Genomic DNA, 14,185 nt, shown 5'->3' on the forward strand with positions numbered 1-14,185 from the left:
CTAACCCGACCGTCCGACACGGGCTCGGTGATCGTCGCGGACCCGGGGATCGTTCGACGGCCCCGAACCGACCACTCGGACCGTGTCCGAGCCGTGTCCTATAGTGCTGTCGGGTTCCGGCGGGCGGGTTCGGGTCGCCCGGGAAACGAGACCGTTCGGGGGGACAGGTCGATGAGTGGGGAACACGGCACGGAAACGATCGCGCGGGTGCCAGGCGCGGCAGCTGTCCAGCACCACTCCGTCAGGACGACGGTGGTGGGGCTCGGTGTCGAAGCGGACGTGAGCATGCCCGCAGGTCTGGCGGTGGCCGCGGTGATCCCCGCGGTGCTCGACATCGTGCGCCCGACAGGTTCCCCACCGGACGAGGGCCCGTCGCGGCATGTGCTGGGCGCGCCCGCGGCCCACGAGTTGTGGACCCTGTCGGGTCGGCGTCTGGACCGGTCGTCGTCGTTGTCGGACAACGGTATTCGAGACGGGGACGTGCTCGTGCTGCGCCGGGCCGACACGATCTCCGCTCCGGTGGTGGACGATGTCGCAGCCGCGGTCTCGGCGCATCTCCGCGCGGATCGGGCGCCGCGGCCCGCCGCAGTGACGGGACCGATCGGGGCCGTACTGGCGGCCGCGGCGGCGAGTGTGGTGGCCGTCGGCGACGGTGTCGCCCTGATCGCGCTGGGAGTCGCGATCGCCGTTCTCACCACGATCGCCGCCCACGTCTGCGCCACGATGTCCAGGGACCCGGGCCTGATCTGTTGTGCCCGGGGGTCGGCGTGTCTGCTCGCCTTCGGCGCGGGAGCCGCCGCCGTCCCCGGTCGCGATCTCGGTGCCGACGCCGTCCTGGGCTTCGCGGCGGTGGTCACCGTGTGCGTCCTGACCGCCGTGGCCGCGGGTCCGGTGGGACGGGCGACCTTCACGACGGTCACCACCGTGGCCGTGATCGGAACGGTCGTCGGTGCCGTCGTCGCGTTCACATCGTTTCCGGCGGCGTCCGTCGCGGCCGTGACCGCGCTGGTGTGCACGGTCGCCGTCACCCGCGCCCCACGTCTCGCGGCGACCCGGGCGGGCATTCGTATTCCCCCGGTTCCGCTCGGTGACGCCGCGGGACCCGTCGGCAGCTCGGGGCGCGTCGTGCACCGCCACACCCCCGCCACCCGAGCCGCGGCCACCGCGACCGTCGACACCGACATCGACCTCGTCGCCGCTCGCGCCGCCGCAGCACGCGCCTACCTCACCGGGTATGTCACCGCGCTGTCCCTGGCGGCCACCACCGCGGCGGTGATCACGGCGACAGCAGACCTCGGCCGCGACATCGACGCGGCCCGAATCACTTTCGCCGCCCTCGTCGGCGCGGTGTTCTGTGCGCAGAGCCGTGGACACGGCGACCGCACCCGTGCCGCAGTCACGGCCGTGTGCGGCGCCTGCGTCGCGCCGGCGGTGTGCGTGGTCGGTGTGATCCTGCGTCCGGAGCTCGCCCTCGTGTGGCTCGGCGTGACAGCGCCCGTCGCCGCCGCTCTCGTGCTCTGGGGGCTGGTCGCGCCCCGACGACGGTTCTCACCGCCGGTACGACGAGCGGCAGATTGGGCCGAGTACGCCGCGACGGGAGCGCTGGTGCCCCTGACGGTCTGGATCGTCGGGGCCCTGTCTGCGGTGCGCGGCCTGTGACTACCCGTGGTCGACAACGGGCCGTCCTGGCGGCCGCCCTGGTGACCGTGCTGACCGCCGCCCCGACGGCGGCGGCAACGCCCCCCGTCGATCCGCGGGCGCTGCCGACCGCGGACCCGATCGGCCCCGATGAGCCGACCGAGCAGCGAACTGCGTGTGCGACGGTTGCGGAGGCGGAGTTTCCCACGGTTCCGCCGCCCGCCCAGCGTGACCTCCGGTTCGCGGACGTGTGGCACCTGACCCGCGGCGCGGGCCAGCTCGTGGCCGTCATCGACACCGGGGTCGCGCGTCATCCGTCGTTGCCCGGTCTGCGCGCCGGTGGCGATTACGTCGATGCCACCGGTGACGGCACACAGGACTGCGACGCGCACGGCACCGTCGTGGCCGGCCTGATCGCGGCGCGCGACGACGCGTCGTCCGGATTCGCGGGCGGGGCGCCGGACGCCCGAGTGCTCTCCATTCGTCAATCGAGCTCCGCCTTCGCCGCCGTGCGCTCGGAACCCGACGCCGAGGACGGATCGACGTCCAGCGGTTACGGCAACGTGGACACGATGGCCCGCGCCGTGGTGGCCGCCGCCGACGCCGGTGCCACGGTCGTGAACATCTCCGAAGTCGCCTGTGCGCGTGCAGGATCACCGCTGGGCGACTCGGCCCTGGGCGCCGCCGTGCGGTACGCCGCCGTGGAGAAGAATGTCGTCGTGGTCGCGGCGGCGGGCAACCTCGACGGCCGCCGGTGTCGCGACCGGAACGACGTGGTCCGCGGCCCACAGGCGGACGACGCTCCGGTGCGCACCGTCGCCTCGCCTGCCTGGTTCGACGACTACGTGCTCACCGTCGCGTCGGTGGACCCGGACGGTCGTCCGTCCGCCTTCACCCTGGGTGGCCCTTGGGTGGATGTCGCGGCCCCCGGCACCGGCATCGTCTCGCTCTCCCCCACAGGACGTGGATTGGCCACCGGCACGATCGACGCCGACGGGCGGGTCCTGCCGTTCGACGGCACCAGTTTCGCGGCACCGTTCGCCTCCGCGACGGCCGCCCTCGTGCGGTCGCGTTTCCCGTCGCTCACCGCCCCGGAGGTGATCGACCGCATCGTCCGCACGGCACATGCACCGGCCGGCGGGGTCGACACCGCGGTCGGGTACGGCACGCTCGACCCGGTCGCGGCGGTGACGTCCACCGCGACGGACGCGACACGCCAGGCCGCGTCCCGGCCGCTCCCCGCCGTCTCGGTGGATCCACCGCCCGACCGTCGAGCGGCTGTCCTCGCCGTGTCCGCGGCCGGAGCCTGCGCCCTCCTCGTCGCCCTCGTCTCCGCACTGCGCGCCCTCCGGCGTCAGCGGCCCGGAGACGCCCTCCGGCGTCAGCGACCCCCGGACGCCCTCCGGCGTCAGCGACCCGGGGACGCCGCCTCGAGCGGAGGTCCGTCGTGAGTGCGTCGAGCCGCATCCGCGTCGAGAGTGGGACCCGCCGGGAGCCGCGCGATCATGGACCACGGCACGGGTACGGGTTCGCCGAGGCCCAGAGCCGACGCATCGTCGTCCGTCGGCACGCCGTATCGAACCCCGGTGTCCGACACGTAGAACCGGCCGTCGCGCCTGGTCTCCGCGACCAAGGGATCGGTGGCGATCACGAAGACACCGGCCCCGGCGTCGATGTCGACCCGATCGACGGCATCTCCGCCGCCGTCGGCTCCCGGCTGCACCACCGCGTCGTGGCGACCCGCCGGAACGTCGTCCCCCGTGGTGACGACGACCGGACCGGCCGCAGGCGAGGACCATGCGGCGCACACGTTCCCGACGGCAGCGAGTTGCGGCGGAGCCTCGGGGAAGGCCGATACGTCCAACGGGCGCTCCGTTCGCGGTGCCCGCGCGATGACGTCCGGAGCGATGGCGTCGAGTCCGACGCGTCCCGCGGAATCCGAGAAGCGCAGGACCTGCGCCACCGCCGAGCCGACCGCCTGGATCCCGTCGGCGAGCGCCACGTAGTGCCGGCTGCGATCACCGAGATCGACCGTGACCACCGAGCCGACGCGTCGGTCGCCCAACGCATACGCCACCGGCGTGCCGACGCCGTCGATGCGGGGAACCTCGAGTGGCCGCGACTCGGGCACGGAATCCAGCAGCGCTGCGGACACGCGCACGGGCAGCGCATCGTCGAGTCCGAGCGCGCGCATCAGCACGGTGTCCGCCGGGTCGAGGCGGGACCGGACGCCGTCGTGCAGGAGGTAGGTGATCCCGTCGCGTTGCCAGAGCACCGCCCCGCCGGACTGCCGGGGACCGGGCGTGTTCGGATCGGTCGGATCGGACGTCACCCCGACCGTGGTCGCTCCTGCCTCGCTCGACGTCGCGCCGCGGTCGCACACGGACCACACGGTGGCATCGGTGCGCACCGCGATGGAATGCGGGGCGTCGACGATGCCGACGGCCGCCCCGCGCGGGCGCTCGGCGATGCGCTCGGTGGGGACCCCCACGGGGTCGTCCGGCCGACCGACGATCAGGCGCGCGGACGCGAGGCCCGACGTGGGATGCAGCACTCCGTCGAGCACGACGTAGAGCGCCCCCGTGTCGTCGTCCCGCACGATGTCGGCGTCACCGATGGTGGGCGCCGGGCGGAGGAAGGCGAGGATCGCGCACCCCGCGAGCACGAGCACCGCGACCACCGCTCCCACGGCCGTGGCGCGCGACGACGCGCGCAGCGGATCGTGACGCATCGTCGGATCACCGTGCACGAGAGCGACATCGACTCGTCGTGTCGCGAACCGGTGCGCCCCGACCTGCCACTTCGTGACCGGCTCTCGTCCCATCGTTCCCCCACCTCACCGGCCCCCCGGCCGCCCGCGGACGCCCCCCGAGGCCGTCCGTGTTGAGGGCACAGTACATCGGCTCACCGGCCGCCGACGACGCCGCCGGGGCGACCGATGCTCGACCGACCGACCACGCGCGGGTGACGGCGGCGACTGCGGTGGGCACCCTCGTCGGCCTCGGCTCGGCCTCGATCGGCGCACCGACCTGGGCTGCGTTCACCGTCGGCGCGGCGGTCACCGCCGCAGTCCTGGTCGTCCTGGCCACGATGATGCCTCCATGGTCGCGGGCGCGGACCGCGACCACGCTGTCCCTGAACGTCGGCGGGCGGCCGACGGCCGTCGTCTGGGACGGCGGGACGGCGTCCGTAACGGTGGATCTGGCACCCACCCGCGCCGAAGGGTGGACCGTCCTGGACGGCGACACCGCCGAGCCGGACCTCGCGGTCCCCGTGTCCGCGTTCCTGTCTCGCACCATCGACGGGGACGAGGCCCCCGTCGACCTCGTGCTCGACACCGTCGCCCGTCGCCCCGACCCCACGACCCGGCCCGGCGCGACGTACCTCCCGATCACGAGCGCTGCCGGCGCCGTCGCCGGGCGAACGACGCGTTTGACCCTGGTCCTCGACGTGGCGCACGCGGCACCGGCCATCGCCCGTCGTGGGGGCGGGTCGGCCGGCCTCGCGGCCGTACTGGGTCTCCACCTTGGCCGACTCGAGCAGGTGGCGGCGGAGCACCACGTCGGATTCCGACCGCTCGACGTCGACGACCTCGATCACTTCGATGTCGCGTCCGTGCCGTTGCGGTGGTGGACCGCACCGATTCGACGCCGCACGGAGCGCACCGCGACCACCGCCGTCGCGCAGGCCGACGCCGCGTCGTGGTGGCTCACCTCCGCCGGGTCGTCACCTCGCGGCTGTCTGCTCGTCGGCTCCGACGCCGAGGTTCGCAGCATGCCGGGCACACCCCGAGCCCGAGTGCCCGCGCGCGGAGTCGGTCCCGGACACGGGCGACGCCCCGCGCGACTGCGCGCGCTGCACCCGGACGCGCTGGACACCGTCACCGTTCCCGTGGCCGGCTGCGGACAGCTGATCGGGGTGCAGGACGACGGGCGCGGCGTGACCGTTCGTCTGTGGGGACCGGGAGTGCGCCGTGTCGCCGTCGCGGTCGACACGTTCGTGCTGTTCCAGCTCGTGTGGCGCGCCGTGGCCACGGGCGCCCGCGTCGTCGTACTCACCGACCGCCCCGCGGTGTGGGGGTCCGTGATCGCCGCCGCCGGCGACACGACTCGGTTGTCGGTCCGAGCGCCACACCAGGCGCCGGACGCGGGAACGGACCTGCTGGTGCGCGATCACGCGGGCGCCGACGGACCGGACGACCGCACCTGCGTCCTCACCACGACCGGCGACGACGACGTCGCGGACATCGCCCTGGTACAGGAGGGAGGATCCGACCGCGTCCGATGCCGCGTCGGCACCCGCACGACGACGCTGCGCCTGATGTCCACGGCCGCGGAAACCGAGGTGATCGGCCGGTCGGCCTGGTGACGCGCGGGCGACTACCGCCCGGCCCAGGTGGCCAGTTGTCCCAACATCCGGTTGGCAGCATCGGGGGCCACCTCGTCCGGAGTGGCCCCGTCGGCATCGAACGCTCGCTTGACCCGCACGAAGGACACGGCGTCGCGCACCGACACCATGTGCAACTCGGCCACCACCTGCCGGAGCTGCTCCACCGCACGCACACCACCGGCCATCCCGCCGTAGGACACGAACCCCACCGGCTTGCCGCGCCACTCGTACTTCACCGAATCGAGCGCCAGCTTCAGCGACGCCGGATAGCCGTGGTTGTACTCCGGGGTCACCAGCACGAACGCGTCGCACTCCCCCGCCCACGCCGCGACCGCGTCGGGCCCGTCACCACCCGACAGATCCAGCGGCAGAACCACCTCCACGAGATCGAGCACGCGAACCTCGAAGCGCCCGTCCGCTTCCGCGTGCCGGACGAACCACCGCGCCACCGTCGGGCCAACCCGTCCCGCACGGACGCTGCCGACGATCACGCCGAGAACCGGAGCCATGACCCGGACCCTATCCGCAGCACCCGGGCGCCGACGGCCGCACCGCCCGCGTGGTCGCATTACGCTCCGCCAGCTCGGACGCCGCCGGATAGTCCACACGCACGAGCGACAACCCGTGCGCGGGAGCCACCGTGATCGCACTGGACCGGTCCGACTCCGCGAGCAGCGACGCCGGCCACGTCACCGCGCGTCGACCCTCACCGACCGCGAGCACCGCGCCCACGAGAGACCGCACCATGGACCAACAGAAGGCGTCCGCACTGACGAACGCCGTCAACTCGTCACCGTCCTGCACCCACTCGAAGCGTTGCAGATCGCGGATCGTCGTCGCCCCGTCGCGCCGCCGGCAGAACGCGGCGAAGTCGCGCAGGCCGAGCATTCTCGCCGACGCATCGTTCATCGCCGCCACGTCCACCGACCGCGGCCACCCGACCACGAAGCCCCGGCGCATCGGCGACACACCGAACCGCGCCGTCGACAACCGGTACTCGTAGTGGCGTCGGAGCGCGGAGAACCGGGCGTCGAAGTCCTTCGACACCTCGGTCACGCCCGTGACCCGGACGTCCGGCGGCAGGAAGCGCGACAGACGCCGCACCAGCACCCCGAGGTCGGGCGCCACCCCGGGGCGATGGGAATCGATGCGCAGCAACGCCTCCCGCGGCAGATCGAGATGCGCGACCTGCCCCTCGGCGTGGACGCCGGCGTCGGTGCGGCCGGCGACGACCAAGCGGACGGGCTGCCCGACGACGGTGCTCAGCTTGTCCTCGAGCACCCCGCACACCGTGCGCTGATCACGCTGGGTGGCCCACCCCGCGAAACCTGTTCCGTCGTAGGCGATGTCCAGGCGCAAACGGACGAGCCCGCCACCGGAATCGGTGGCGGGCTCGTACGCGGAGTCCGGAAAGGACACTTACTTCTTGTCGGCCTCGTCGGCGTTGGACGCGTGGGCGTCCTCCGCCTCGACACCCTCGATGACCGCGTCGGCGTTCTCGACCTGAGCGTCGGTCGCGTCGGCCTCGACGGCCTCCACGACGTTCTGCTCGGCAGCGGCCTCGTCGGCAGCGGTCTCGTCGTTGGTGGCGGCAGCAGCCGGAGCGGCCTGCGATGCCTGCACGCGACGAGCGCGATCGGCCTCGGAGGACACCGTCTGCTCGCGGACGAGCTCGATGATGGCCTGCGGGGCGTTGTCACCCTTGCGGGGGACGGTCTTGATGATGCGGGTGTAGCCGCCGTTGCGCTCCGCGAAGTGCGGGCCGATCTCGGCGAACAGCGTGTGGACGACGTCCTTGTTGCGGATGTCCTTCATGACCTCACGACGGTGAGCCAGCGTGCCGGCCTTGGCGTGGGTGATGATCTTCTCCGCGTACGGACGCAGGCGCTTGGCCTTCGACTCGGTGGTGGTGATGCGGCCGTGCTCGAAGAGCGCCGTGGCCAAGTTGGCCAGGATCGCCTTCTGGTGCGATGCCGAACCGCCGAGACGGCGACCCTTGGTGGGCTTGGGCATGTCAAATTCTCCTGATCAGGTGCTCGGAACGCGTGCGCGTCAGAGCTGTTCGGTCTCGGCGTAGTCCTGCTCGGCTCCGTCGGCGTCGCTCACGCTGCCGTCGGTGTCGCTCCAGGTTCCGGTGGCGGCGTCGTACCCGGCAACGGTGCTGGGATCGAAGGTCGCCGGGCTGTCCTTGAGCGAGAGGCCGAGCGAGTGCAGCTTGACCTTGACCTCGTCGATGGACTTCTGTCCGAAGTTGCGGATATCCAGCAGGTCCGACTCGGTGCGACCGACCAGCTCGCCGACGGTGTGCACACCCTCGCGCTTGAGGCAGTTGTAGGACCGGACCGTGAGGTCCAGGTCCTCGATCGGCAGACCGAAGGAGGCGATGTGGTCGGCCTCGGCGGGCGAGGGTCCGATCTCGATGCCTTCTGCTTCGACGTTGAGCTCACGGGCCAGCCCGAACAGCTCGACCAGGGTCTTGCCCGCCGAAGCGAGCGCGTCCCGAGCGGTGATGGAGTTCTTGGTCTCGACGTCCAGCACGAGCCGATCGAAGTCGGTGCGCTGCTCGACGCGAGTGGCCTCCACCTTGTAGGTCACCTTGAGCACGGGCGAGTAGATCGAGTCGACCGGGATACGGCCGATCTCGGCGCCCGAGGCCTTGTTCTGCACGGCCGGCACGTAGCCGCGGCCCCGCTCGACGACGAGCTCGATCTCGAGCTTGCCCTTGTCGTTGAGGGTCGCGATGTGCAGGTCCGGGTTGTTCACGGTGACGCCGGCCGGCGGCACGATGTCGCCGGCGGTGACGGTGCCCGGGCCCTGCTTGCGGACGTACATGGTGACCGGCTCGTCCTCGTCGGAGCTCACGACGAGTCCCTTGAGGTTCAGGATGATGTCGGTGACGTCTTCCTTCACCCCGGGGACGGTGGTGAACTCGTGCAGGACGCCGTCGATGCGGATGCTGGTGACAGCGGCGCCGGGGATCGACGAGAGCAGGGTGCGGCGGAGCGAATTGCCGAGGGTGTACCCGAAGCCAGGCTCGAGGGGCTCGATGACGAACTTCGAGCGGTTGTCAGCGATGACCTCTTCGGTCAGCGTGGGTCGCTGAGAAATGAGCATTGATGTCCTCCTGGGATGAGCGTCCGCTATATGACGCTCGTGGTGGGGGCGACGAACCGCCTGCGAGCCTTGCGCGCATCACGGGGATGCGCGCAAGGCTCACAGGGCGGGCACGTCTTACTTCGAGTAGTACTCGACGATGAGCTGCTCCTGCAGCGGGATGTCGATCTGCGCGCGCTCGGGCTCCTGGTGGACCAGGATGCGGAGGCGGTTCGGCACGACCTGCAGCCATCCCGGAACCGGACGCTCGCCGTAGGTCTCACGGGCGATCTGGAACGGGAGGGTGCTCAGCGACTTCTCGCGGACGTCGATGATGTCGTACTGCGAGACGCGGTAGCTGGGGATGTCGACCTTCTTGTTGTTGACCAAGAAGTGGCCGTGCGTGACCAGCTGGCGTGCCTGCCGACGCGTCCGGGCGAGGCCCGCACGGTAGACGACGTTGTCCAGACGCGTCTCGAGGATGCGCAGCAGGTTCTCACCCGTCTTGCCCTTGAGGCGGTTGGCTTCCTTGTAATACAGGGAGAACTGCTTCTCCATGACGCCGTAGGTGAAGCGTGCCTTCTGCTTCTCCTGCAGCTGGAGCAGGTACTCGCTCTCCTTGATCCGCGCGCGGCCGTGCTGGCCGGGCGGGTAGGGGCGACGCTCGAAGGCCTGGTCGCCTCCGACGAGGTCGACGCGCAGACGACGCGACTTGCGGGTGATGGGTCCGGTATAACGAGCCATGTTCTGTTACTTCCTTCCCGCTAGACGCGACGGCGCTTGGGCGGACGGCAGCCGTTGTGCGGCTGGGGGGTGACATCGGAGATGGTGCCGACCTCGAGGCCTGCCGCCTGGAGCGAACGGATCGCGGTCTCGCGGCCGGAGCCGGGACCCTTCACGAACACGTCGACCTTCTTCACGCCGTGCTCCTGCGCCTTGCGCGCAGCGTTCTCGGCCGCGAGCTGAGCAGCGAACGGAGTCGACTTGCGCGAGCCCTTGAAGCCCACGTGACCCGACGACGCCCACGAGATGACGTTGCCACTCGGATCTGTGATCGACACGATCGTGTTGTTGAACGTGCTCTTGATGTGCGCGCTGCCGTGCGGAACGTTCTTCTTGTCCCTGCGGCGCGTCTTCTGGGTCTTCTTCGGACCGGAGGTGCGTGACTTCGGGGGCATTACTTCGCCTTCTTCTTGCCGGCAATGGTGCGCTTCGGTCCCTTGCGGGTGCGCGCATTGGTCTTCGTGCGCTGTCCACGGACGGGCAGACCACGACGGTGGCGAAGGCCCTGGTAGCAGCCGATCTCGATCTTGCGTCGGATGTCGGCCTGCACCTCACGGCGCAGGTCGCCCTCGACCTTGAGCGACTCCTCGATGTACTCGCGGAGCTTGGTCAGGTCCTCGTCGGTGAGGTCCTTGCTGCGCAGGTCCGGGCTGACGCCGGTGGCCGCGAGGATCTCGTGCGACCGGGTACGGCCGATGCCGTAGATGTAGGTGAGTGCGATCTCCATGCGCTTCTCGCGCGGAAGATCCACACCGGCTAGACGTGCCATGTGGCGGTTCCTTCATTCGTGCGGAGGTCTGCTCCCGGTCCGTCCCCATACGTGTGTGCTCGGGGCCCCGGCCTCCGCGGCCGAGGGTGCACCACCCGCGTGTGGGTGGCTGGTGCTGGGAGGTCTTCTTCTGGCGGTGGTGCCAAGTAGATCTTCGAGAGAGGGTCGATCAGCCCTGACGCTGCTTGTGGCGCAGGTTGTCGCAGATGACCATGACCCGGCCGTTGCGGCGGATCACTTTGCACTTCTCGCAGATCGGCTTGACGCTCGGGTTGACCTTCACGTCTGTTCGATCTCCTGGTCGTGCCCGGCCCCCGTGACCGGCGAGCCGGTGACGAGCTTCGGACATGGTTGATCCCCGGCCCACAAGGAACCGGGGACTGCTGTTACTTGTAGCGGTAGACGATTCGTCCACGCGTCAGGTCGTACGGGGAGAGCTCGACCACGACGCGATCCTCGGGGAGGATGCGGATGTAGTGCTGCCGCATCTTGCCGCTGATGTGAGCGAGCACCTTGTGACCGTTCTCCAGCTCGATGCGAAACATCGCATTCGGCAGGGGCTCGACCACTCGACCCTCGACCTCGATTGCGCCGTCCTTCTTTGCCATGTCCTCCGCGATCCTGGCGTGTCACACCTAGAATTGACTTCGTCGTCACCGACTCATGCAGGCACGCGTGAGCGCACCGACGTTCGATACTACCGGGTCCTCGACGGGCCTACCAAATGCGTCCGAACCGCGCCACCCGGCGGCCGGTCGATGCGAACCGTCAGCCCGAGTGTCCCGCGTAGGTCCCGACGGACCAGTACACGCCCTCCGGATCGAGCACGGTGAACCCGCGCCCGCCGTGATCCTCGTCGCGCAAGGCCTCGACGACGCGCCCCGCCGACTGCCGAGCGCGGTCGAAGATCGCCTCGATCGCGTCGTCGTCCACCGCGAGATAGACGGCGCCGATCCCGGCCGGCAGGCCGGCGATGACGCTGTCCTCGCGCACCGAACCGAGCATGACCCCGCCGGGCGCTCCCCCCGACCCGGTCCACCGGAGCTCCGCGTGGTCGACGCGGTCGCCTTCGCCGTACACCGCGACGGCCTCGAATCCGAGGACGTCGGTCAGGAAGGCGATGGCGGCGCGAGCGTCCCGGTAACGCAGGGCCGGCCACGTCGCGAAGCCGGGACGTGTCGTCGATGTCACCACCTCACGGTAGAACGGTGTCGACGGTGACGGAAGTGCGGAACGAGACGGAGCATGATCGATGGGCGTGGTCGATGGGTGAGCAGCCGGGCCGGGTCGAGCGGGCGGTGTCGTTGGTCCTCGACAACGGGAGCCGGCTCCAGGCCCCGGCCGTCGAGAAGTACGTGTGGCGTCTGCGGCGTGCGCACCCCGAGGAGTCGCCCGAGCAGATCGTCGCGCGCCTGGAGAAGATGTTCCTCACCGCGGTGACGTCGAGCGGGGGCGCCGCCGGGGCGACGGCCGCGATCCCCGGCGTGGGCACCGTGGCCTCGATCGCCGCGATCGGCGGTGAGACCGCGTTCTTCCTCGAAGCCGCGGCACTGCTCACCCTCTCCGTAGCGTCGGTCCACGGGATCTCGGTGACGGACCACGAACGTCGCAAGGCCCTCGTCCTGGCCGTCGCGCTCGGGGATTCCGGCAAGGAGATCGTCCAACGCAGTCTCGGCCGTACCGGCAACGTCGGGAAGATGCTGTCCGCCGGCATCCCCGGCGGCGCCAACCTGTCCGGGTTGAACAAGCGACTGATCAGCTCGTTCGTCAAGAAGGTCTACGAGGACAACAGCGTCAGTGCCTACAAGAGCAAGGTCCGGCCCGAGTGGGCCGCCCTGCTGAACGATCTGCGATCCGGCGAGCGAGACGGATTGATCTGCTATGACCTGGACCGCCTGGCGCGTCAGCCCAGAGACCTCGAAGACCTGATCGACGTCATCGACCGGCGCAAGGTGCCGAACAAGGTGGTTACCGGCGAGGTCAACCTGTCTACCGGCGACGGCATCTTCATGGCTCGCACGCTCGTGAACGTGGCGAACAAGGCCAGTAGGGACACGGCCAGACGAGTTGCCCGTAAGGCACAGGAGCGCGCAGAACAGGGACTGCCGCAGCAAGGCCGGAGCCGTCCGTTCGGGTACGACCGTGCCTACAACGTCATTGAGTCCGAGGCCAAGATGATCCGAGAGGCCTACCGCCGCGTGGTCGCAGGGGAGTCGCTGACGTCGATCCTGTACGACTGGCAGGACACTCCGACAGTCAGTGGCGGCAAGTGGCACCGAGCAACCCTCAGGGCGATTCTGCGAAATCCTCGCAACGCCGGACTGCGGTTCTACCGAGGCCGGGAGATTGGCGTGGGCACGTGGGAGGCAATCGTTCCGCGTGACCTGTGGGAGGCCGCGCAGGAGCGTCTGACCGCGAACCCGAGCAAGCCGGTCGACACGACGAACAAGTACCTGCTGACCGGCATCGCCAGGTGCGGCCACTGCGGAGCGAAGATGTACGGCAGAGCGGCCAGCAAGCGTAGGAAGGCTCACTACGCTTGTATGAGGAACCTCGGGGGCTGTGGACGCCTGGTGCGGCAGATGGGGCCGGTCGATGATTTCGTCTCTGCCCTGGTCAAGGCGCACATCTCTCGGGCTGAGCCGCCCGAGGACGTGGGACCGGACTACTCCGGCGAGATTGCAGCACTCGAACGGCGGATAGCCGAGTTGCGGCAGGCCTGGAACGACGGCGCTCTCAGCCTGCCGGACTTCATACCGATGCGAGACGCTGAGGACGCCAAAATCAAGGCTCTGCAACGCAAAAAGGCCCAGGTCAGCGCCACCGAGACCATCGGTTCGTTCTCCGAGGGTTTCGACAGCGCCAACCTGAGCCAGAAGCGAGCGATCATCATGCGGTTTTTGACGGCTGTGCTGATCAAGCCGACCAACGGCGCTCCCGCACGACGTGTTGACCTAAGCCTTATTGAGCCAATTTGGAAACAAGCAGATCGGTCATGAACTCAATATCAGTTGTCACTAGGCTGGGAGCCGTCTCAAGCGCCAGGGCTACCGCCTGAGCGATATCGTAAACAGGGGACATATTCCATCACTGGTCCTTCGTGGTAGGTGGTTGTTGCGAGCACGGTTATGCCTTTCGTCGTTTCGTGCTGTGTCGTACTTGCTGGTTTCAGTCTGGTCTTGCTGGACCTCCTTTCGCTTCGTATGGGAAAAGCGTAGTACCATTTCTACGCGGCATGCAAATAGCGTTTGACCTGCACAAATGCAAGAAACATGGATTGATATTTGCTTTAATTCCGACGCTCCGAACCGTCCATGAAAATGCTATAATGATAAGGCGGATTTATTGGAGTCGTCTTGTGGTCCTACCCTGTAAGAAGTCTCTGATTGTTTCACTGGTGGCAAAACCGCCCTGGTCGTCCTGATCGGGGCGGTTTTGCGTTAGGGGTAGTTGCACCTACTGCCGGCTTGTTATTAAGCCCTAGGGCGAACTATGGGCCAGCAATTGCCTGTT

At 69.3% G+C, this 14,185-nt stretch carries 15 protein-coding genes; 4 read left to right on the forward strand and 11 right to left on the reverse strand.

What is annotated here, in order from left to right; translation table 11 throughout:
• Positions 1-171: 171 nt before the first annotated feature.
• The gene (gene eccD, locus BMZ18_RS02360) at positions 172-1,659 is read left to right on the forward strand and encodes a type VII secretion integral membrane protein EccD (RefSeq protein WP_082895100.1); all 1,488 of its coding nucleotides are present in this window, start codon (positions 172-174) and stop codon (positions 1,657-1,659) included.
• Positions 1,656-3,089, forward strand: a complete 1,434-nt coding sequence (mycP, locus tag BMZ18_RS02365; RefSeq protein WP_082895101.1) for a type VII secretion-associated serine protease mycosin — start codon at positions 1,656-1,658, stop codon at positions 3,087-3,089. The genes eccD and mycP overlap by 4 nt, the downstream gene beginning before the upstream one ends.
• Here the strand turns inward: mycP and eccB are convergent.
• Positions 3,047-4,462, reverse strand: a complete 1,416-nt coding sequence (gene eccB / locus BMZ18_RS02370) for a type VII secretion protein EccB (RefSeq protein WP_074921733.1) — start codon at positions 4,460-4,462, stop codon at positions 3,047-3,049. The genes mycP and eccB overlap by 43 nt on opposite strands.
• A gap of 56 nt (positions 4,463-4,518) precedes the next feature.
• Between eccB and BMZ18_RS02375 the strand changes: the two genes are divergently transcribed.
• Positions 4,519-6,006: a type VII secretion protein EccE gene (locus BMZ18_RS02375; protein WP_074921735.1), complete on the forward strand. Its 1,488-nt coding sequence runs from the start codon at positions 4,519-4,521 to the stop codon at positions 6,004-6,006.
• 11 nt (positions 6,007-6,017) lie between these two features.
• Here BMZ18_RS02375 and BMZ18_RS02380 read toward each other — a convergent pair whose 3' ends face one another.
• From BMZ18_RS02380 to BMZ18_RS02425, 10 genes are all read right to left on the reverse strand, one after another.
• Complete coding sequence (locus tag BMZ18_RS02380) at positions 6,018-6,536, reverse strand: NADPH-dependent FMN reductase (RefSeq protein WP_068360491.1); 519 nt, start codon at positions 6,534-6,536, stop codon at positions 6,018-6,020.
• 10 nt (positions 6,537-6,546) lie between these two features.
• Positions 6,547-7,446, reverse strand: a complete 900-nt coding sequence (truA, locus tag BMZ18_RS02385) for a tRNA pseudouridine(38-40) synthase TruA (protein WP_068360488.1) — start codon at positions 7,444-7,446, stop codon at positions 6,547-6,549.
• Entirely contained in the window at positions 7,447-8,040 is a 594-nt protein-coding gene (rplQ, locus tag BMZ18_RS02390) for a 50S ribosomal protein L17 (protein ID WP_068102247.1), read from the reverse strand.
• A gap of 39 nt (positions 8,041-8,079) precedes the next feature.
• Positions 8,080-9,141 carry a DNA-directed RNA polymerase subunit alpha gene (locus BMZ18_RS02395; protein WP_068102248.1) on the reverse strand — a complete coding sequence of 354 codons (1,062 nt, stop codon included), beginning with the start codon at positions 9,139-9,141 and terminating at the stop codon, positions 8,080-8,082.
• A gap of 117 nt (positions 9,142-9,258) precedes the next feature.
• Positions 9,259-9,864 carry a 30S ribosomal protein S4 gene (gene rpsD / locus BMZ18_RS02400; protein WP_068102250.1) on the reverse strand — a complete coding sequence of 202 codons (606 nt, stop codon included), beginning with the start codon at positions 9,862-9,864 and terminating at the stop codon, positions 9,259-9,261.
• 20 nt (positions 9,865-9,884) lie between these two features.
• A complete protein-coding gene (gene rpsK / locus BMZ18_RS02405) occupies positions 9,885-10,298 on the reverse strand; it encodes a 30S ribosomal protein S11 (protein ID WP_068102252.1) in 414 nt (137 codons plus the stop codon).
• Positions 10,298-10,672, reverse strand: a complete 375-nt coding sequence (gene rpsM / locus BMZ18_RS02410; RefSeq protein ID WP_068102254.1) for a 30S ribosomal protein S13 — start codon at positions 10,670-10,672, stop codon at positions 10,298-10,300. Before rpsM ends, rpsK begins: the two co-directional genes overlap by 1 nt.
• 169 nt (positions 10,673-10,841) lie before the next feature.
• Positions 10,842-10,955, reverse strand: a complete 114-nt coding sequence (rpmJ, locus tag BMZ18_RS02415) for a 50S ribosomal protein L36 (protein WP_013127970.1) — start codon at positions 10,953-10,955, stop codon at positions 10,842-10,844.
• A gap of 103 nt (positions 10,956-11,058) precedes the next feature.
• The gene (infA, locus tag BMZ18_RS02420) at positions 11,059-11,280 is read right to left on the reverse strand and encodes a translation initiation factor IF-1 (RefSeq protein ID WP_005140011.1); all 222 of its coding nucleotides are present in this window, start codon (positions 11,278-11,280) and stop codon (positions 11,059-11,061) included.
• A 160-nt stretch (positions 11,281-11,440) separates the two neighbouring features.
• The gene (locus BMZ18_RS02425; protein ID WP_068360499.1) at positions 11,441-11,863 is read right to left on the reverse strand and encodes a VOC family protein; all 423 of its coding nucleotides are present in this window, start codon (positions 11,861-11,863) and stop codon (positions 11,441-11,443) included.
• 17 nt (positions 11,864-11,880) lie between these two features.
• On the opposite strand from BMZ18_RS02425, the gene BMZ18_RS02430 reads away from it, so the two are divergent.
• Positions 11,881-13,671: a recombinase family protein gene (locus BMZ18_RS02430; RefSeq protein WP_068360485.1), complete on the forward strand. Its 1,791-nt coding sequence runs from the start codon at positions 11,881-11,883 to the stop codon at positions 13,669-13,671.
• The last annotated feature ends 514 nt before the right edge of the window (positions 13,672-14,185 follow it).

The organism is Rhodococcoides kroppenstedtii (assembly GCF_900111805.1).
Classification (GTDB): Bacteria; Actinomycetota; Actinomycetes; order Mycobacteriales; family Mycobacteriaceae; genus Rhodococcoides; species Rhodococcoides kroppenstedtii.

Excerpts from the sequence above, each read along its gene's own strand:
- rpsM (WP_068102254.1), bottom strand. The coding sequence starts at position 10,672 with ATGGCACGTCTAGCCGGTGTGGATCTTCCGCGCGAGAAGCGCATGGAG.
- eccB (WP_074921733.1), bottom strand. The coding sequence starts at position 4,462 with ATGGGACGAGAGCCGGTCACGAAGTGGCAGGTCGGGGCGCACCGGTTC.
- eccD (WP_082895100.1), top strand. The coding sequence starts at position 172 with ATGAGTGGGGAACACGGCACGGAAACGATCGCGCGGGTGCCAGGCGCG.
- rplQ (WP_068102247.1), bottom strand. The coding sequence starts at position 8,040 with ATGCCCAAGCCCACCAAGGGTCGCCGTCTCGGCGGTTCGGCATCGCAC.
- BMZ18_RS02380 (WP_068360491.1), bottom strand. The coding sequence starts at position 6,536 with ATGGCTCCGGTTCTCGGCGTGATCGTCGGCAGCGTCCGTGCGGGACGG.
- rpsD (WP_068102250.1), bottom strand. The coding sequence starts at position 9,864 with ATGGCTCGTTATACCGGACCCATCACCCGCAAGTCGCGTCGTCTGCGC.
- BMZ18_RS02395 (WP_068102248.1), bottom strand. The coding sequence starts at position 9,141 with ATGCTCATTTCTCAGCGACCCACGCTGACCGAAGAGGTCATCGCTGAC.
- rpsK (WP_068102252.1), bottom strand. The coding sequence starts at position 10,298 with ATGCCCCCGAAGTCACGCACCTCCGGTCCGAAGAAGACCCAGAAGACG.
- infA (WP_005140011.1), bottom strand. The coding sequence starts at position 11,280 with ATGGCAAAGAAGGACGGCGCAATCGAGGTCGAGGGTCGAGTGGTCGAG.